Annotated in this window: 18 protein-coding genes; 10 read left to right on the top strand and 8 right to left on the bottom strand. The window is 60.6% G+C overall.

The window, feature by feature from the left end; all coding sequences use genetic code 11:
- Positions 1 to 139: 139 nt before the first annotated feature.
- Both secA and AB6B39_RS02800 read left to right on the top strand, forming a co-directional pair.
- On the top strand, positions 140 to 2,926 hold the full coding sequence (gene secA, locus AB6B39_RS02805) for a preprotein translocase subunit SecA (protein ID WP_284371579.1): 2,787 nt from the start codon (positions 140 to 142) through the stop codon (positions 2,924 to 2,926).
- Between the two features lie 197 nt (positions 2,927 to 3,123).
- Positions 3,124 to 3,828: a TorF family putative porin gene (locus tag AB6B39_RS02800; RefSeq protein ID WP_284371577.1), complete on the top strand. Its 705-nt coding sequence runs from the start codon at positions 3,124 to 3,126 to the stop codon at positions 3,826 to 3,828.
- A gap of 120 nt (positions 3,829 to 3,948) precedes the next feature.
- Here AB6B39_RS02800 and AB6B39_RS02795 read toward each other — a convergent pair whose 3' ends face one another.
- The 5 genes from AB6B39_RS02795 to AB6B39_RS02775 all read right to left on the bottom strand — a co-directional run bounded on the left by AB6B39_RS02795 (position 3,949) and on the right by AB6B39_RS02775 (position 7,927).
- Positions 3,949 to 4,953 carry an acetyl-CoA carboxylase carboxyltransferase subunit alpha gene (locus tag AB6B39_RS02795; protein WP_284371575.1) on the bottom strand — a complete coding sequence of 335 codons (1,005 nt, stop codon included), beginning with the start codon at positions 4,951 to 4,953 and terminating at the stop codon, positions 3,949 to 3,951.
- A 15-nt stretch (positions 4,954 to 4,968) separates the two neighbouring features.
- A complete protein-coding gene (locus tag AB6B39_RS02790) occupies positions 4,969 to 5,244 on the bottom strand; it encodes a hypothetical protein (RefSeq protein WP_284371573.1) in 276 nt (91 codons plus the stop codon).
- 9 nt (positions 5,245 to 5,253) lie between these two features.
- Positions 5,254 to 6,168, bottom strand: coding sequence for a site-specific tyrosine recombinase XerD (locus AB6B39_RS02785; protein ID WP_284371571.1), 915 nt, complete (start codon positions 6,166 to 6,168; stop codon positions 5,254 to 5,256).
- Between the two features lie 9 nt (positions 6,169 to 6,177).
- Positions 6,178 to 7,725, bottom strand: a complete 1,548-nt coding sequence (locus AB6B39_RS02780) for a hypothetical protein (protein WP_284371569.1) — start codon at positions 7,723 to 7,725, stop codon at positions 6,178 to 6,180.
- A gap of 61 nt (positions 7,726 to 7,786) precedes the next feature.
- Entirely contained in the window at positions 7,787 to 7,927 is a 141-nt protein-coding gene (locus AB6B39_RS02775; RefSeq protein WP_284371567.1) for a hypothetical protein, read from the bottom strand.
- Between the two features lie 103 nt (positions 7,928 to 8,030).
- On the opposite strand from AB6B39_RS02775, the gene AB6B39_RS02770 reads away from it, so the two are divergent.
- From AB6B39_RS02770 to AB6B39_RS02755, 4 genes are read left to right on the top strand one after another with little or no spacing between them, the layout of a single operon-like run.
- On the top strand, positions 8,031 to 8,663 hold the full coding sequence (locus AB6B39_RS02770; protein ID WP_284371565.1) for a shikimate kinase: 633 nt from the start codon (positions 8,031 to 8,033) through the stop codon (positions 8,661 to 8,663).
- Positions 8,656 to 9,807 (top strand): 3-dehydroquinate synthase, encoded by a 1,152-nt coding sequence (gene aroB / locus AB6B39_RS02765; protein ID WP_284371563.1) that lies wholly within the window; start codon positions 8,656 to 8,658, stop codon positions 9,805 to 9,807. Before AB6B39_RS02770 ends, aroB begins: the two co-directional genes overlap by 8 nt.
- A complete protein-coding gene (locus AB6B39_RS02760) occupies positions 9,804 to 11,102 on the top strand; it encodes an HlyC/CorC family transporter (RefSeq protein WP_284371561.1) in 1,299 nt (432 codons plus the stop codon). Before aroB ends, AB6B39_RS02760 begins: the two co-directional genes overlap by 4 nt.
- A gap of 5 nt (positions 11,103 to 11,107) precedes the next feature.
- The gene (locus tag AB6B39_RS02755; protein ID WP_284371836.1) at positions 11,108 to 12,814 is read left to right on the top strand and encodes an amidohydrolase; all 1,707 of its coding nucleotides are present in this window, start codon (positions 11,108 to 11,110) and stop codon (positions 12,812 to 12,814) included.
- On the opposite strand, the gene AB6B39_RS02750 is transcribed toward AB6B39_RS02755, so the two are convergent.
- A complete protein-coding gene (locus tag AB6B39_RS02750) occupies positions 12,793 to 13,251 on the bottom strand; it encodes an XRE family transcriptional regulator (protein WP_284371559.1) in 459 nt (152 codons plus the stop codon). The two genes, AB6B39_RS02755 and AB6B39_RS02750, sit on opposite strands and share 22 nt — an antisense overlap.
- A gap of 135 nt (positions 13,252 to 13,386) precedes the next feature.
- Positions 13,387 to 13,662: a BolA family protein gene (locus AB6B39_RS02745; protein ID WP_284371556.1), complete on the bottom strand. Its 276-nt coding sequence runs from the start codon at positions 13,660 to 13,662 to the stop codon at positions 13,387 to 13,389.
- 127 nt (positions 13,663 to 13,789) lie between these two features.
- On the opposite strand from AB6B39_RS02745, the gene AB6B39_RS02740 reads away from it, so the two are divergent.
- From AB6B39_RS02740 to AB6B39_RS02725, 4 genes are all read left to right on the top strand, one after another.
- The gene (locus tag AB6B39_RS02740) at positions 13,790 to 14,404 is read left to right on the top strand and encodes a J domain-containing protein (protein ID WP_284371554.1); all 615 of its coding nucleotides are present in this window, start codon (positions 13,790 to 13,792) and stop codon (positions 14,402 to 14,404) included.
- A 104-nt stretch (positions 14,405 to 14,508) separates the two neighbouring features.
- Complete coding sequence (gene cobS / locus AB6B39_RS02735; RefSeq protein WP_284371551.1) at positions 14,509 to 15,495, top strand: cobaltochelatase subunit CobS; 987 nt, start codon at positions 14,509 to 14,511, stop codon at positions 15,493 to 15,495.
- 33 nt (positions 15,496 to 15,528) lie between these two features.
- Positions 15,529 to 16,821, top strand: coding sequence for an SDR family oxidoreductase (locus AB6B39_RS02730; protein ID WP_284371549.1), 1,293 nt, complete (start codon positions 15,529 to 15,531; stop codon positions 16,819 to 16,821).
- Positions 16,821 to 17,288: a DUF2269 family protein gene (locus AB6B39_RS02725; RefSeq protein ID WP_284371547.1), complete on the top strand. Its 468-nt coding sequence runs from the start codon at positions 16,821 to 16,823 to the stop codon at positions 17,286 to 17,288. Before AB6B39_RS02730 ends, AB6B39_RS02725 begins: the two co-directional genes overlap by 1 nt.
- On the opposite strand, the gene AB6B39_RS02720 is transcribed toward AB6B39_RS02725, so the two are convergent.
- Positions 17,285 to 17,905: an exopolysaccharide biosynthesis protein gene (locus AB6B39_RS02720; RefSeq protein WP_284371545.1), complete on the bottom strand. Its 621-nt coding sequence runs from the start codon at positions 17,903 to 17,905 to the stop codon at positions 17,285 to 17,287. The two genes, AB6B39_RS02725 and AB6B39_RS02720, sit on opposite strands and share 4 nt — an antisense overlap.
- Between the last annotated feature and the right edge of the window lie 34 nt (positions 17,906 to 17,939).

The raw sequence follows: 17,939 nt of genomic DNA, 5'->3' as shown, positions 1-17,939 counted from the left end.
ATTGCAAACCCCATCATCCTGTCTGCCCGCCTGCGTTGACTTAGGCGAGGGCCGTTCCTAAGTCACGCCCAAGCAAAGACGGAACCGCAAAACCCACTTTACGCAGCGCGTTCCGCGCCCCTGCCTCAAGGACCTCTCAATGCTCGGCATCGCCAAGAAGCTGTTCGGTACGGAAAACGACCGCAAGCTCAAGAAGCTCCGTCCCATCGTCGCGCGCATCAACGCGCTCGAACCAACGATGGAGGCGATGAGCGACGATCAGCTCAAAGCCCAGACCGAAGCCTTCAAGACCCGGCTGGATCAGGGCGAAACGCTTGACGAGCTGCTGGAAGAGGCCTTCGCGACGGTCCGCGAAGCCGCGAAACGCACATTGGGGCAGCGCCATTATGATGTGCAGCTGATCGGCGGCCTGACCCTGCACCGCGGCGAAATCGCGGAAATGCGTACGGGCGAAGGCAAGACGCTCGTGTCGACACTGGCCGCCTATCTCAATGCGCTGACCGGGCGGGGCGTCCATATCGTGACCGTCAACGACTATCTGGCGCGCCGCGATGCGGAATGGATGGGGCAGATCTACACGTTCCTCGGGCTGACCGTCGGTTGCATCAACAATCACGATCCGCAAAGTCCCGGTCGCAAGGCGGCCTATGACGCCGACATCACCTACGGCACCAATAATGAGTATGGCTTCGACTATTTGCGCGACAATATGAAACTGTCGGTCGAGGAGATGGCGCAACGCGGCCATGTCTATGCCATTATCGATGAAATCGACTCCATCCTGATCGACGAAGCCCGGACACCGCTGATCATTTCCGGACCGACGGAAGACCGGGCGGAACTGTACCGGACGCTGGATGGGATTATCCCGCTGATCGACGCAGACGGTTACGAGGTCGACGAAAAGGCCCGTACAGCCACCTTCAACGAGGAGGGCAATGAGCAACTGGAGCAGATCCTCCGCGAGCGCGAACTGTTGGAAGGCGAAAGCCTCTATGACATTGAAAACGTCACCATCGTGCATCACGCCAATCAGGCGTTGAAGGCTCACCGCCTCTACGTCGCCGACAAGGATTATATCGTCAAGGATGGCGAGGTCGTGCTTATCGACGAGTTTACCGGACGCATGATGCAGGGGCGTCGCCTGTCAGAAGGCCTGCACCAGGCGATTGAAGCCAAGGAAGGCGTGAACATCCAGTCCGAGAACCAGACCATGGCCTCGGTCACGCTGCAGAACTATTTCCGCCTTTACGAAAAACTGTCCGGCATGACCGGCACGGCTGAGACCGAAGCAGGCGAATTTGCCGAAATCTACAAGCTTGAAGTTCTGGTTATCCCGACAAACCGCCCGATCCAGCGGATCGACATCGAGGATGTCATCTACCGGACAGAAGACGAGAAGTTTGCGGCAATTGTCGACGAAATCGCCGCCTGCAAGGCTAAGGGTCAACCCATGCTGGTCGGCACGGTCTCGATCGAGAAATCAGAGAAACTGTCGCGTTTCCTGACGGAAAAAGGCGTGGAGCACCGCGTGCTGAATGCGCGCCATCACGAGCAGGAAGCCGAGATCGTCGCGCAGGCCGGTGTGCCGGCGGCCGTCACGATCGCAACCAATATGGCGGGCCGCGGGACGGACATTCAGCTTGGCGGCAATGCCGACATGCGGATCGAAGCCGAGACCGAAGGTGTGACGGATGAGAGCGAAAAAGACCGGATTGCGGATAAGATCCGGGCTGAAGTCAAGGCACTCAAGGACACGGCGCTACAGGCTGGCGGTCTTTACGTTCTGGGGACGGAACGGCATGAATCCCGACGGATCGACAATCAGCTGCGCGGCCGGACAGGGCGTCAGGGGGATCCGGGCACATCGAAATTCTATCTCTCGACCGAAGACGATCTGATGCGTATCTTTGGCGGTGACCGCCTGAAAAGCATGATGGGCAAAATGGGCTGGGAAGAAGGCGAAGAGCTGACCAACCGCTTTATGACCAAGGCCGTCGAACGGGCACAAGGTAAGGTCGAGGCCCGCAACTTCGATATCCGCAAGAACTTGCTGAAATTCGACGATGTGATGAATGATCAGCGCAAGACGATCTTCGAACAGCGCATGGAATTTATGACGGATGAAGACGTTTCCGACGTGATCGAGGATTTCCGCCGTCAGCTATGCGAAGATCTTATCGAAAAGCATGTGCCCAAAAAGGCCTATGCCGAACAGTGGGACATTGATGGTCTGAAACAGGCTGTTCAGTCTGCCGGTCTGATGGGGACATTCGAGATCGATGGTCAGCCTGCCCTGACCAATGATTTCCCGCTCGAACAATGGGCTGCCGAGGAAGGCATTGCCGACGAGGAAATGACCAAGCGTCTGAAGGATGTAACCGATAGCGCCTATCAGCAGCTGACCGTCGGGATTGATGATACGGACATGCAGCGTCTGGAAAAACAGGTCCTGCTGCAGGTCATCGATCGAAACTGGCGCGAGCATCTGCAACAGCTCGATGCGCTGAAATCCGTGATCGGTATGCGCGCCTATGGTCAGCGCGATCCACTCAACGAATACAAGTCCGAAGCCTTCACCCTGTTCGACAAGCTGCTCATCTCCTTACGCGAAGACGTGACAGCAGCCATGTTCCGCACGCTTCTGAATGCTCAGCTGCAGCGTCAGCAGATGGCGATGGCTCAAGCGCAATCTCAAGCCAAAAGCCAGGGCGGAACGCGGGCGCAGCCATCGGCCCTGCCACAAGCGCTTAGCGGGGCACGCTCTCCGATGGAATTGATGGGGGCCGCGCCTGGTCTCGGCGAAGCGACGGCTCCGACGCAACCGAAGGCGACACCGGAACAGCTGGACGGGCTGTCACGCAATGCCCCGTGCCCGTGCGGGTCGGGACTGAAGGTCAAACAATGCTGCGGGAAAATCACTTAGCGCGATTTACCCGCAACTGATCGCTTGCGATTGATCAACTGACATTGCGGGCGGAAGCCCGGTTTCGGTGCAAACAGGCATATTATTGCGCCTCATTCCGAGGCGTCAGCTGCATAAGACACATTATTTCATCATGTTCGGTCGAGGCGATGAAATTCGCCTCCTACCCCCTGTCTCGACATTGCAGGGAGATCGTCATGAAAAAATCCATCATCGCCGCTAGCGCCATATGTACCGCCAGTTTGTTCGCCTCAGCGCCAGCCTACGCGCAGGACAGCGACGTCAGCGTTTCCGTTTCCATCGACTATGTGACGGAATATGTCTTTCGCGGGGTCAGCTTCGAAGACGAAGCCATTCAGCCGGGTGTGGAGCTGGGCTTCGGCAACTTCACGCTGGGCACATGGGCCTCGACCGGGCTGGGATCGGACAGTCTGGCCGATACAGACGAAATCGACGTCTATGCCGGTTACAGTTTCCCGCTATCGGACCTCGTCTCCGGGAGCGTCGGGGCGACCTGGTATCATTTCCCAGACGGAACGGACACGTATGAAGGCTATGTCGGATTGGGTTTCGACACAGCACTCGCGCCGTCATTGACAGCCTATTATGATGTCGAGCTGGAAGCCTTAACCTTGGAGGGCGGGATCGGGCACAGCATTCCGACCGGCGACAAGACCAGTTTCGATCTGGGTTTGGTCGGCGGTGTAGTGACGGTCGACGGGCCAGGCGACTATGAATGGGCAACCGCGTCAGCCGCCCTGACCTACGCCATTAATGATGTGGGATCGGTCTATGCGGGCCTGAACGTCACGCTGAATTCCGAGGACGTGCTGAATTTCAGCGCCGGTACGCCGGATGACAGCCTGATCTGGGCCGGTGTCGGTATCGCCGCAGGCTTCTAAGCCCTCGTCACACAGGCCATCAGCCTACCGTCTTTGCTATGGGAGGACACACTTTGGTGCCAGCAAAGACCGCCTGGACGGCTCGTCCGTCCAGGTCTGGGTTCGGTTCCGGTTCTCGCTTCAGCTCTTCTTCGCTACAGGCAGGGCGCGACCGATCTTGAGAAACTTGTCCCGACGGCGGTCAACCAGACGGGCCGTGCCCAGAGCATTGAGGATATCAAGTTCGGAGATGATCTTCGCCCCGACCCGCTTGATCGCTTCGTCCGGGGTCCGGTGAGCCCCGCCGACCGGTTCCTTGATGATCCCATCGATGACGCCGAGTTTCTTCAGGTCCTGCGCTGTGATCTTCATCGCCTTGGCGGCATCTTCGGCCCTTGCCCCGTCGCGCCACAGGATCGACGCGCAGCCTTCCGGCGAAATCACGGAATAGATGGAATGTTCCAGCATCAGAACCGAGTCCGCCGTCGCGATCGCAACCGCGCCGCCTGATCCGCCCTCGCCCGTTATGATGGAGATGAACGGCACTTTGAGCGACAGCCCCTTATCGATGGATCGGGCAATGGCCTCGGCCTGACCGCGTTCTTCCGCGCCCCGGCCGGGATAGGCCCCCGCCGTATCGACGAAGCTGATCACGGGCAGGTTGAACCGTTCCGCCAGCTCCATCAGGCGCACGGCTTTCCGGTAGCCTTCGGGCCGCGCCATGCCGAAATTATGCTTCAGCCGCGTGTCGAGGTCCTTGCCCTTTTCATGGCCCATCACGATCACGGAACGCCCACGAATTTTGGCAGGCCCGCCCAGCAAGGCATGATCATCGCCGAACTGCCGGTCCCCGGCCAGCGGGGTGTAATCCGTCGTGAGAAGTTCGATATAATCGGAAAAATGCGGACGGCCAGGGTGACGCGCAACCTGCGTCTTCTGCCACGATCCGAGTTTCGCGTAGAGCTTCTTGAGCTCTACCGCAGCCCGGGCCTCAGCATCCTTCGCAGCCGTTGCGTCTGTTTCCGCAAGGCTTATCGCCTGCTTGTCGAGCTCGGCTACGGGGCGTTCGAAATCGAGATAGGTCTGAACCATCTGCGCCTGATAGCGTCCCTTGCGCGTGTGTAAACCGTCTTGCGCGCCCGGCATGACGGTCAGACTGGCCTAAAAGGGACGATAGTCCCGACGTGTGACGGCGTGACCGTAGCGCTGAACGAAGCGCCGTTTGACACGGCGCTCCCAACTGGCGCGATTGCCCGGCAATTCGCTTTCGGCGTCCAGAACGGCGTCCGTAAACTGTTTCGACGTCAGCGGTTTGGCGCCTTTCACCAAGTCGGCACCGCGCACCCCGGCACAAAAATCCCAATCCGCGCAAAGCGCGTCGAGCAACAGGTCGAGATCCCGGATCAGATCAGTATCGCGGTCTTGAGAGATCGGCATGATCGTCTCTTAGCCTGTCTTCGGGCGGGTCGCCAGCGGATGCGCGGCTTCGAGCAGCGCTTTCATGCGCGCATCCAGCACATGGGTGTAGATTTGCGTGGTCGAAATATCAGCATGACCCAGCAATGTCTGAACGGCACGCAAATCCGCACCCCCTTCCAGCAGATGCGTGGCAAAAGCGTGACGCAGCACATGCGGGCTGATGCGCGATGGTTGCAGTCCTGCATCACGCGCCAGGTCCTTCAAGGCCTTGGCAAAGGCTTCGCGTGTAAGATGTCCCGACTTGGCCGCGCCGGGAAACAGATAGGGCTTTGCTCGCTGCGCCGCATCGACCCCCTTCGGCAGCGTTTTCACGCGAACAGATTTCCACGCCTCGATCGCCCCGATGGCCGGCGGGGTCAGCGGCACGAGCCGTTCCCGTCCCCCTTTGCCGCGTATCAGAAGGCAGCCATCCCGCCTCTGCACTTGGGACAGAGTCAGGCTGACGAGTTCAGACACGCGCAGCCCGCCAGCATAGAGTATCTCCAGCATGGCCTGCATGCGCAGGCCTTTTGCCGACATGTCCGACGCTGCCTGAGTCAGCAGCGCGTCGACATCGGACTGGCTCATCCCTTTGGGTAGGGGTTTGGGTGCTTTCGGCGCGCGCAGGCGATGAGCGGGATTATCCTGACGCAATCCCTCCGTCTGGGCGAACAGGCAATATTGCTTTAACGCGGACAGTTTGCGGGCCGCCGTGGACGCACCCAGTCCAGCCCGCGCCCAGACCGACAGAACGCCTTCCAGATGACCGGTCGACGCATCAGTCAATGTCCGGGGGTTGAGCGCCGCCTGCCAGTCGCGAAGGTCCCGGCCATAGGCAGCCAGCGTATTCGGAGCAGCGCCGCGTTCCGCGCTCATCATTTCCAGAAAGGAGTCGATGCTCACGATACGCGCCTAGAGACCGCGCAGAAATTCATAGGCTGCCAGACGGTTCGCCAGATCGGAAAACCCGCTTTGACGCAACGCTTTGAGGACCCTGTAGAGCCTGACCGCCTCCTGCGATCCGCGATCCCCCGCCGTGCCGGCATCCGGGATCAGAGTGGCCAGCCTGAGCAATGTTTCGGCCTGCGCGCCACGGTCGAGCGCCTGATCCACGGCAATCCAATCCAGCAGTGAGGATATATCAGAGCCGGACAGATCATAGTCGCGTAGCGCCGCATCGGCTCGCGCACTAAGGCGCGCACCCAGTCCGAGCGCAATCATGACGTCGCCCAGCGCGGCGGCATCCCCTGTTTCCAGATCCATTTCGAGCCAGTCGCCCAAGGGCTTATCGTAATATCCACTCCCCAGCGCATCCGACGCCAGCGCCAGTCTTTGCTGCAGCTCCAGATCTTCCGTCGCAACGAAGAGCGCCTGAATGAGCGGAATATCACCTGTCGCCACGGCGTAGCGGGCAAAGAGCGGTAGATCGACGACCGCCATCTGTGTCGGATCCAGTAAAGCCGGTATGCGGGCCAGAACGCGGTTGGCATCGAGCCCGGCAGCTTTCGCGCGGCGGACGAATTCGGATACGGCTTTGGCATCCCCGTCCAGACCGAGACGGAATAAGCGCGCCGTTCCACGATCCGTCTCATCGGTCAGGACTGCGCCCAGATCGATGGCGGACGCCGCTGCGGGCGGCACTTCAGGCTCGGCCTCGCTTTCAGCGTCGTTATTCAGGTCCAGGACTGCCAGATCGTCAGCTGGTGGCAATAGATTGATCGGCGCCTCTGCTACCACATCGTCGGCAGGCAAGGCGTTCAAATCAATCGGGTCCGATGCTTCGACTTCAGGCTCGATCACAAGCGGCAGGGCTGGCGCGGGCCAGTCGGCGGCAACGTCCATGAAGGCGATCAGCTCAGCCTCACCCAGCGCCATCACTTCGACCCAGAAGCCTTTCGGCGGTTCGGGCACGACCAGCTCGGCGGTTTCGCCACGGTCTCGCAACAGGTCGCGCGCCAGTTCCGCAAGCGCTGTCTCCCCGCGGTGCTCATGACAGGCCGCGCGGAGACGGACCCAGAAACTCTCGCCCCGTCCCTGAGTGATCGTGTCGGAAATGGTGCAGGCGGTCTCGAGATCGCCCTGAGCGATGGCGGCCTCGGCGCGCAGGCTCGGATCGCGCGCTGCCGGATTGCGGGCGGCGAACAGCTCATATTCATCCGGCGTGGCGAGATCTTGTGCCGCTTCGATGCGGGCACGATCAAAGGCGTCCCCGGCCCCGGCCGGCGGAGACAGTCCGGCGAGCACAACCCTGCGCCGCATATTGCTGACGATGGGATGATTGCTGTCGCCTTGAATAGCCTCCAGCAGCGCTATCGCCGTGTTCGCATCAGTCCCCGTCCAGGCTGAACGGGGCAGTTCGCCCGCCACATCGATGCCCGGCGCGAATGCCTTGGCGGCGTCCAGACCTTCGACCTCGATCGTCTGCGCAAAAGCGGGCGACACCAGAGCCATGACGGTCATGGCCGCGAGGCCGACACCGCAACGCAGAGGCCAACGGACCGCGCGTCTGCGACTTGGCACGCTAGCGGTCATACGGGTTGGGCAATTCGATCGTCTGGACATCCTGCGGAGCCGTATCCGGGCCGACAGAGGCTGCCAGCCAGACCAGGATCAGGATAAGGAGCAGCAAAACGCCACCTGTAATGATCAGCATCTTCTTCATAGCGCACCTTATCGCGTTTAAATGTTGAGTGGGGGTTGATAAGACCCCATACTTAGTACCGAATATGACATTCTGCGGGCAGTCCGCAGCACTGAGAGACAGTTTGGCAGACACAAGCACGGAAGATAAGGGCGCAACTGCGCCGAAATTGATGCCTTGTCCCTTTGCGGACCGCCCCATCGCGCTGGTGGGCCTGATGGGTGTGGGGAAGACCACTGTGGGTCGACGCCTGGCCCGGGCCCTCGACCGGGATTTTTTTGATTCGGACGAAGAAATCGAGCGCGCCTCGGGACGTACGGTTGCCGGCTATTTTCGCGATCATGGTGAGGCGGCCTTTCGCGACGGGGAACGACGCGTCGTCGAGCGGCTGCTGACAGACGCCGCCACGGTTCTGGCGACGGGCGGCGGCGCCTTCATCCATCCTCCGACGCATGAGCTGCTGAAGGAGCGGGCGCTGGTGATCTGGCTGAAAGGCGATTTCGAAACCATCATGGAGCGCGTCTCCCGCAAGGATACGCGGCCCCTTTTGCATGTCCCCGATCCGCGGACCCGCATGCGCGAGCTGATGGATGAACGCGAGCCTATCTACAGCCAGGCCCATATCACCGTGCCCGTTGCCAAGGGGCCGCATATGCGCACGGTGGCTCGGGTTGAACGCGCCATTCGTGCCTTTCTGGCCGCGCGGTCGAGCCCTGACAAGCCGTCTCCCAGACCCGGACTTCGCCAGAATGGCTGATCCCACCCAAACAGATACCAATCAGGCTCACGCCATCGACACGCCTCTGCACGAAGTCCGCGTCGATCTGGGGTCGCGCGGCTATGATATATGTATCGGCGGCGGCGCACTCGCCCACCTTGCAGACCGGCTACGCGCCGTCACGCCCTCAGGCCGGGTTGCCGTGGTCACAGACGAGACCGTTCACGCGTTGCATGGAGAGGCACTGGCCGGAGCCCTGTCAGATTTCCAGACACATATGATCGTGCGGCCCGAAGGCGAAGACCAGAAGAGCATGGAGGGGCTGGACGCCGTGCTGGATTCGCTGTTTCGCGCAGGCTTTGACCGGTCCGATACGGTGCTGGCCTTTGGCGGCGGAGTGATCGGAGATCTGACGGGCTTCGCCGCCAGCGTCTTCAAACGCGGTGCCCCTTTCGTGCAGGTGCCCACCACATTGCTGGCACAGGTCGACAGCTCGGTCGGCGGCAAGACGGCGATCAATAATGCCTATGGCAAGAATCTGGTCGGAGCCTTCTACCAACCCCGACTGGTTCTGATCGACACGGACCTGCTCTCGACCTTGCCGCTCCGCCAGATCAAGGCGGGCTATGCCGAGATCGTCAAATACGGGCTGATCGATCGTCCGGAGTTCTTTTCAGCCCTCGATGACGGGCTGGGAAAGCGCGTGCTGGACCGTGATGCGGACGCCCTGCGGGAGGCCATTTCCGTCTCTTGTGCAGCCAAAGCCGATGTCGTGGCACAGGATGAACGTGAAGGCGGGGTCCGGGCCCTGCTGAATCTGGGTCACACCTTTGCGCATGCACTGGAACGGGTGGCAGGCTATGGCGGCGCATTGCTGCACGGCGAGGCCGTCAGTGCCGGTCTGGATATGGCGTTCGAATTCTCAGCTCGCACAACGCTGTGCCCGCAACTGGCCGCCGACCGGGTGCGTAACCATCTGACCCGTCTGTCCATGCCGACGCGTTTGGACATGTCGCATTTCCTCGGCGATCCGGACAGCGTGATGTCGCATATGCGGCAGGACAAGAAAAATTCAGGCGGGCAGATCACACTGATCCTGTGCCATGATATCGGTCGCAGCTTTGTCCATCCCGGCGTCGATGAAGCCGAACTGGCCGCCTATCTGGAGGATATCGCCCCATGAGCGCCCTACTGGAACCGGACAATCTGATCCTGATCGGCGTGATCCTGACACTGCTGGTCTGTTCGGGATTCTTCTCTTCATCCGAAACCGCGCTGACGGCAGCGTCGCGCGTGCGCATGCACGCAGCCGAAAAGGACGGCGACCGGCGCGCCACCATCGTCTCGCGCCTGATCAACATGCGCGAACGGCTGCTGGGCGGAATCCTTCTGGGCAACAATCTGGTCAATATTCTGGCGTCGATTCTGACCGCGCGCCTGTTCGCCGAACTGTTCGGTGACGGCATCATTGCAACTGCAGTGGCAACGGGTGTGATGACGGCGCTCATCCTGATTTTCGCAGAAGTACTGCCGAAGACCTACGCCATTTCCCAACCCGACAAGCTGGCCCTGATCGTCGCGCGCCCGATCAGTCTGATCATCCGTTTTCTCGCGCCGATTGTTCTGGTCGTGCAGGCCATCGTCAATGGCGTGTTGCGTCTGTTCGGTGTCGACACCAATGCCAGCGCCTGGACGGCCGCCGATGAAATCAAAGGCGCGGTCGATCTGCACCTGCAGGAAGGCGGAGTCGCCAAGCGCGCCCGCGACCAGATTTACGGCGTGCTGGAAATTGGCGAGCTGACGGTCGAAGATGTGATGATCCATCGCTCCAGCCTGTCCATGGTCGACAGGGACAGCCCGACGGACGAACTGATCAAGGAGGTCCTCGCATCCGGTCATTCCCGGCTACCCGTTTATTCGGGCGACAGTGATAATGTCGTTGGCATCATTCATGTCAAGGATCTGCTCGCATCGCTGACCAAATCCGGCGAGGTTGCCACCGTTGACGTGAAGAAATTGCTGCGTCCACCCTGGTTCGTCCCGGAGACGACGTCGGTCGTGAAACAGCTCCGGGCCTTTCAGAGCAAGCGCGAGCACTTCGCGCTGGTCGTGGATGAATATGGCGCGCTGATGGGCGTCATCACGCTGGAAGATATTCTGGAAGAAATCGTCGGCGATATTCAGGACGAATATGACGAGGAACTGGCCGGCGTGACCCGGTCCAAGGATGGCGGCGCAGTCGTGCGCGGCGACGTGGCCATCCGCGATCTGAACCGGGCCATGGACTGGAAACTGCCGGACGACGAGGCGGTAACCATTGCCGGGCTGGTCATCCATGAAAGCCAGACCATTCCGACGGCGGGGCAGACCTTCGCCTATCACGGCTACCGATTCGAAATTCTGTCGCGTGAGCGCAATCAGATTCAATCCCTGAAAGTCCGTAAGACGTTCGAGCCCGATCAACGGAAGCTTCCGTGAGGCAGATGCGCTGGCAACCGGTCGGATTTGCCGTTGCCATGGGAATGATGCTCGGCGGATGCGCGGCAGATGCAGTGATTCCCGATGCGCAGCTGATCACGGGCGCGACATTCATCACGATGGAAGACGGACCCGCGCCCGGCGCTATGCTGATCGAAGATGGCAAGATCACGGCGCTCGGCACCGAAGACGCGCTGCGCGTCCGCAATCCCGGCGCGGTGCTGAGCGACTTTTCCGGGCGCACGATCATGCCAGGCATCGTCGACAGCCATGCGCATGTGCGTGAGCTGGGTCTGGATGCGCTGAAGGTCGATCTGGTCGGCGCGCGAAGCGTCGAGGCCATAATTGCCCGCATTCGGCAGCAGCGACCCGACGCGCAACCCGGTGACTGGATCATCGGGCAGGGCTGGGATGAAGGCGCTTTTGCCAGCTATGACGGAACGGATGCGGTGGGCGGCTATCCGACGACGCGAGATTTGAGCGAAGCTTATCCTGACAATCCAATCGCCTTGGAAAGTCTACACGGTTTTGCTGCCATGGCCAATGACGCCGCCCTGATGCGCGCGGGTATCACGGACACGACGCCTGATCCGGAGGGTGGCACGATTTTGCGAAGTCCCTCAGGCCACGCCACAGGCGTGCTGCTGACGCTGGCGCAAAATCTGTTGTTCGACGCTGTCCCTGACCCCAGTCCGGACCAGCTCGAAGCTGCGATCATCGCGGGTCTGGGCCGCCTGGCAGAAGCTGGCGTTACGAGCGTTCACGAAGCTGGTATGCAGACCGGGGATGTCGCCGCTTTCCAGGCGCTCGCCGAGGCGGGCCGCTTGCCGATCCGCGTGTTCGGTATGCTCAATGGAAATGATGCAGCGCTGATGGAGGACTGGTTCGCGAGCGGTCGGCAGGACGATCCGGATGACTGGCTCGATATCGGCGCGATCAAGGTCTTTTATGACGGAAGTCTGGGGTCGCGCACGGCGATCCTGCATGCCCCCTATACGGATCGCCCCGAGGCTGCGCGCCCGACGGCGCGAATTTCACTGCCGCAGGTCGAACGACTGGCCGAACGGGCGCGACAGACCGGATTTCAGATGGCGGTTCACGCGATTGGCGATGCCGCCAATGATCACATTTTGACCAGTTTCGAGCGACGCCTGGCACCCGACGCCAACGGCCCGGTTCCGGATCACCGCTGGCGGATCGAGCATGCGCAGCTCGTGCGACCTGATTTTGCACAACGCGCGAGCGCCTTGCGGCTCATCGCCTCCATGCAGCCCAGCCATGCTATGGGGGATAGTGACTGGGCCGAAGACCGCGTCGGCTCTCGCCGCATTCGCCGGGCCTATGCCTGGCGGATGTTACAGGACGCCGGGGTCCCGATCATTTTCAACTCGGACCTGCCGGGCGAACCCTGGGAACCGATGCAGACGCTGCATTTCGCAACCACCCGAACCAAGCGGGACGGAACGCCGGAGGGCGGCTGGTATCCCGCGCAGGCGGTCGATCGAGAAACGGCACTGCGGGCGATGACGATCGACGGCGCGCATGCGGCTTTTCAGGACCAGGCTCTGGGCAGTCTCGCCCCCGGTAAGTGGGCCGATTTCGTCGTGCTGAGCGATAACCCCCTGACGGCGTCCGATATACAGGCGATCACGGTCGAGGCGACCTATGTCGCCGGGACACGAATGACCGATCAGGGCGCCAGCTCACCCTGATTGAATTTATGGACAAGCGTAAAGATCGCAACCGCCAAGCCATGACCGGAAATACCGACCGTGCACCAGGCGGCGGGAACAAGCATAGTGAAACCGTCACCGGGCTGGCTCAGGTCGATCGCCAGAAACACGATCATCACAAAGACATAGCTCGCCAGATGGATCCAGAACGAAAGTCGCAACCCTGCGAGCCCTTTTGAGGCTTCCGTTATTTTCTCTGCTTTGGCCTGCTCGTTCGGATCGACCGTCAGGGCCACGACATCGACATTGAACGCCGCCGCCAGTGCCATGACGGATTCGTAGGTCGCGGCCTCTCCTTTTTCGATACGCTGTACGGTGCGCGTGCCGATCCCGGCCAGGTCGGCGAGATGGTCCTGTGACCAGTGTCGTTCTTCGCGCCAGCGCTTTATCTTCGAAGCATCAGGGTGAAATTGCATAACTGTCTCCTCGGCCCGGAATAGGCGATTACAGAGTTCAGACAATCGCAACAGCCTCTGGTCCGCAATGTCATCACCCCGTCAGCGACACGTCACGACCCCGCCAGCAAGACGCCAGACAGGGGTCTGGATCACCTAGTCATTCACCGTCAGACGGATGGCGTGCAAGCGTTTCACCTCGTCTACAATCGTGTCCATGACGGCCCGGTGCCGCGCCAGTCGGGACAGGTCTTCCAGCGCGGCAGCCGTAATCCGGATATGAATGTGGCTCGGCGTGTCGCCAAATTCGGCCTTATGCTCAGCCGCTCCGCCATGACCGGCATGCTGATGCGATTCGTCTTCGACCGACAGCAGCGACGGCGCGAAAGCCAGAGTCAGTTTCGTCTGAATTGTTGCAAGAATATCGGTCATAGCCGTCCTTAGACTGTTTTGCGGCCCTGCGTCGACCTTGCGCGGTGATCGTGACTTGATTTGAGGCCCGCATATCGCCATGTTGCGCCGTTCGAAATTTCATTCTTTTCAACGACCGGAGTATTCCTTGGCCTCTTCCTGGAAATCCAAAGGCATCGATATCAGCGCCGCGAAAGCGAAGAAGAAAAAGGCGCCGTCGCAGGAGCCCTGCGAATGGGCCGGATGCGAAAAAATGGGCGGCTGCAAGGCCCCGAAGTCGCCGGACCGCCTGCGCGAATATCATAATTTCTGTCAGGCGCATGCGCGCGAATACAATAAGAACTGGAACTTCTTCCAAGGCATGTCTGATGCCGACATTACGGAATGGCAGGTGGGTGCCCGCCATGGTCACAGACCGACCTGGGACGTGCGCAAGAACACGGCCGAGCGCGCGCAGGCGAACAAGAAACGCAAGGCGGGAGCAACGGCGGCGACGGCGGAAGGCTACACCATTTTCGGCGATGGCGGCGATCCCGGCAGCGTCGACGCCGCGCCGCGCCGCAGCGTATCCAAGATGGCGCTCAAGGCCTTGCATGATCTGGGTCTGGATGAAGGGGCCACACCAGACGAGGTCCGCAAGCGCTACACCAAGCTGGTCAAACAGTTCCACCCCGACGCCAATCAGGGTAAGCGCGACGCCGAAGAAAGCTTCCAGCGCGTGCTCAAGGCCTGGAAAATCCTCAAAAACGCCAATCTCGGCTAGCGATCATGCGCTCAACGCATGGTGGTCAGTCATCGCTGTGCTTGGATTGTAAGCCAGCAGGGGCTAGAGCCGCTTCATATTCCACTCTTATCAGATAGATTGCCATGAGCACCGACCAGTTTCCGCTGTTTCAACCCGACATCACCGTTTCCGCCCGCGAAACATTCGGCGTCGATTTCGACATGCAGGTTCCGGCCTTTTCGCAGGCATCGGAATTCGTCCCGTCGATTGACGATGCCTACCGCTTTGACGGACCGACGACGCAGGCGATTCTGGCCGGCTTTGCCTATGATCGTCGGGTGATGATTCAGGGCTATCACGGCACGGGCAAGTCGACCCATATCGAACAGGTCGCCGCACGATTGAACTGGCCGATGGTGCGCATCAATCTGGACAGCCATGTCAGCCGGATCGACCTGATCGGCAAGGATGCGATCGTCCTGAAGGACGGCATGCAGATTACGGAGTTTCGAGAAGGCCTGCTGCCATGGGCGCTGCAGAACCCGGTCGCGCTGACATTCGACGAATATGATGCGGGCCGTCCGGACGTGATGTTCGTGATCCAGCGCGTACTGGAAGCGCAAGGCCGCCTGACGCTGCTGGATCAGAACAAGGTTATCACGCCGCATTCCGCATTCCGCCTGTTCGCCACGACCAACACGGTGGGCCTCGGCGATACGTCCGGCCTCTATCACGGCACGCAACAGATCAATCAGGGCCAGATGGATCGCTGGTCGATCGTTTGTCAGCTCAACTATCTGCCGCATGACGAAGAAGAAAAGATCGTTCTGGCCAAGAGCCCGTCTTATGACAATGCGGAAGGTCGCGACGTGATTGCCAGCATGGTCCGCGTCGCCGACATGACCCGTAATGCCTTCATCAATGGCGACATCTCAACGGTCATGAGCCCGCGCACGGTGATGAACTGGGCCGAAAACGCCCGCATCTTCGACGGTGATCTGGCCCAAGCCTTCCGCCTGACCTTCCTGAATAAATGCGACGAGCTGGAACGCCCCGTCATCAGCGAATTCTACCAGCGCGCCTTTGGTGAGGATCTACCGGAGAGTTCAGCAAGCGTGATGGTGGCGTAGAGCAACCACCACTTGATTGAAGGAGAGCCGGCGATGCGCATTCTGGTTCTCGGCGCCTACGGCCTGATTGGACTTCCTCTATCCCGTCGTCTGTTAGAGGACGGTCATTCGATAGTCGGACTGGGCCGGTCCCGATCACGAGGGAAGGCCCTGCTGCCAGAAGCCGACTGGATTGGAGCCGACCTGTCGGTGCTGAAAGAGGCCTCCGACTGGTTGCCACATCTGGAGGCCGTCGATGTCGTGGTCAACGCATCCGGCGTTCTGCAAGGCGGGCTGAACCGCCGCGTGTCCGATACGCAGCATAGCGCCATCGTCGCCCTGATACAGGCATGCGAGACGGTGGGGGTCGAGCGCTTCGTTCAGATATCCGCAACGGGTGCGAGTGAGGGTGCAACGACTGAATTCTTCCGTAGCAAAGGTCGGGCCGACAAAGCGATTCAGGAATCCGGCCTATCTTGGACAATCCTGCGGCCCGGTCTGGTCCTGTCTCCGCAATCCTATGGCGGGACGGCGCTTATACGCATGCTCGCGGCCTTTCCCTGGGTGCAACCCATCTTCATGGCAGACGCCCAAGTTCAGACCGTTCATGTCGCTGACGTGGCGCAGGCCGTCGCCCTGTCCGTGGCGGGAGAGTTGGACCGGCACGATATCGACTTGGTCGAAACCAAGAGCCATGACCTTCTCGACGTCGTTCTTGCCTTCCGGCAGTGGCTCGGTTTCGCACCGCCGCGTCATGCTTGGCATGTTCCGTCTTGGCTGGGATGGATGACCGTCCAACTCGCCGATCTCGCTGGATGGCTGGGATGGCCGTCCGCTCTCAGATCGACTTCCTTGACCGTATTGGCCGATGGCGTCCGAGGCAACGCTGCGGACGGGACTGCCTTGCACGGTGCATCCTTGCGGTCTCTGCAAGCCAGCCTGCAGTCCCTGCCCTCGACACGGCAGGAGCGGATCGCGGCGCGTCTCTCGCTCGTCTATCCGGTCATGGTCGCGACCCTGTCATTATTCTGGATCGTTTCGGGCGTGATCGGAGTGATCAGGCACGAAGTCGCTCTGGACGTTCTATCCGAGGTCGTACCGGAAGGTCTGTCTCGTCTTGCGGTTTTTGGCGGATCCCTCGCAGACATTATTGTCGGCACCATGATCGCCTTTCGTCCAACCGTGCGCATGGGTTGCGCTGTAAGCTTCGTCCTGGGAGGGGCCTATCTGGTCGCGAGTGCATGGCTGACGCCGACTCTCTGGGCCGATCCGCTGGGACCGATGGTCAAAGTCTTTCCCGCCCTGACCCTCGCACTCGCTGTGGCGGCCATGTCGGAGGCGCGGTGATGATGATCGACTTCGTCCGGTGGCTGCACGTGATCGGCGCAACCGTCCTGCTGGGTACGGGGGCGGGAATCGCCTTCTTTATGCTGATGGCGCATCGGACGCGAAGCCCGACCCTGATCGCCCATACGGCGCACATCGTCGTCATCGCAGACTGGGTCTTCACTGCCAGCGCTGTCGTCATCCAGCCCCTGACCGGATTGTGGCTGGCCCATATGATTGGCTGGCCTCTAACGGAAGGATGGATCCTGCTCTCCGTCGGGCTCTACGTTCTGACAGGTATTTTCTGGCTGCCCGTCGTCAGGATTCAGAAGAAGATGCGCGACTTGGCTCTGCAGGCCGTCCGTGAGAGAACGGATCTCCCTGCACGCTATGACCACCTGTTCCGAATCTGGTTCGCCTGCGGTGTTCCAGCGTTCTTTTCAGTCCTTGCTATCCTCTGGTTGATGATCGCGCGACCTGTTTTTTAGGCCAGCAAGCCACCTACCAGAATCCCTGCCCATGCGAAAATCCCGATGGATACGCTGAGCGCTATGAGCATCAGCACGCCGTCGCGCGCGATCAGGGCCAGCCCCATCAACCCCAATATGAATGCCGCCGGGACGACACCGAAAGGGATCAGGCCCAGCGGAACCATGGTCGCCGATAGCAGGATCGCCACGAGCGCGGCGAGCACGAGCATGGGGCCTTCCGTTGCGGACGGCAGACGCGGCCGGATGACATTGTCGATCCTGGCGAGCCACGGCGCGACCTTGGCGTGAGCCTTTGCAACGCGCGCATGCGGAACCTGCACCTTGGCCAGGATGTCAGGGACCCACGGATAGGGCCGCCGTGCCAGCAGTTGTACGGCAAAGGCGATATTGATCAGACCGAATGCCGCCGGCAAGCCGGGTATTGCGCCGATCGGCGTCATCAAGAACAGGCCGCACAGCACCATGACGGGACCGAAGGCGCGGTGGCCCATGCTGGCGACAATGTCGCGCAAATTGCTGTCTTCGCCGTCCATTTCTGACAGGACATGGGCGAGCACACCTTGCAACGGCGCTTCTTCGATCGGGGGGTCGATATCGTCAGACGCTTCGGTCACAGCGGTGACAGATAGGGCGGACGCTGTTAGGGCG

Origin of the sequence: Algimonas porphyrae, from assembly GCF_041429795.1 — a bacterium.
In the GTDB taxonomy this organism is placed as follows: domain Bacteria; phylum Pseudomonadota; class Alphaproteobacteria; order Caulobacterales; family Maricaulaceae; genus Litorimonas; species Litorimonas porphyrae.
Note: the sequence above shows the minus strand (reverse complement) of the source record. Positions and strands in the feature narration are given on the sequence as shown.

Coding starts and splice junctions, on each gene's coding strand:
- secA (WP_284371579.1), top strand. CDS start 140: ATGCTCGGCATCGCCAAGAAGCTGTTCGGTACGGAAAACGACCGCAAG.
- AB6B39_RS02800 (WP_284371577.1), top strand. CDS start 3,124: ATGAAAAAATCCATCATCGCCGCTAGCGCCATATGTACCGCCAGTTTG.
- AB6B39_RS02795 (WP_284371575.1), bottom strand. CDS start 4,953: ATGCCGGGCGCGCAAGACGGTTTACACACGCGCAAGGGACGCTATCAG.
- AB6B39_RS02790 (WP_284371573.1), bottom strand. CDS start 5,244: ATGCCGATCTCTCAAGACCGCGATACTGATCTGATCCGGGATCTCGAC.
- AB6B39_RS02780 (WP_284371569.1), bottom strand. CDS start 7,725: ATGACCGTCATGGCTCTGGTGTCGCCCGCTTTTGCGCAGACGATCGAG.
- AB6B39_RS02775 (WP_284371567.1), bottom strand. CDS start 7,927: ATGAAGAAGATGCTGATCATTACAGGTGGCGTTTTGCTGCTCCTTATC.
- aroB (WP_284371563.1), top strand. CDS start 8,656: ATGGCTGATCCCACCCAAACAGATACCAATCAGGCTCACGCCATCGAC.
- AB6B39_RS02760 (WP_284371561.1), top strand. CDS start 9,804: ATGAGCGCCCTACTGGAACCGGACAATCTGATCCTGATCGGCGTGATC.
- AB6B39_RS02755 (WP_284371836.1), top strand. CDS start 11,108: ATGCGCTGGCAACCGGTCGGATTTGCCGTTGCCATGGGAATGATGCTC.
- AB6B39_RS02750 (WP_284371559.1), bottom strand. CDS start 13,251: ATGCAATTTCACCCTGATGCTTCGAAGATAAAGCGCTGGCGCGAAGAA.
- AB6B39_RS02745 (WP_284371556.1), bottom strand. CDS start 13,662: ATGACCGATATTCTTGCAACAATTCAGACGAAACTGACTCTGGCTTTC.
- cobS (WP_284371551.1), top strand. CDS start 14,509: ATGAGCACCGACCAGTTTCCGCTGTTTCAACCCGACATCACCGTTTCC.
- AB6B39_RS02730 (WP_284371549.1), top strand. CDS start 15,529: ATGCGCATTCTGGTTCTCGGCGCCTACGGCCTGATTGGACTTCCTCTA.
- AB6B39_RS02725 (WP_284371547.1), top strand. CDS start 16,821: ATGATGATCGACTTCGTCCGGTGGCTGCACGTGATCGGCGCAACCGTC.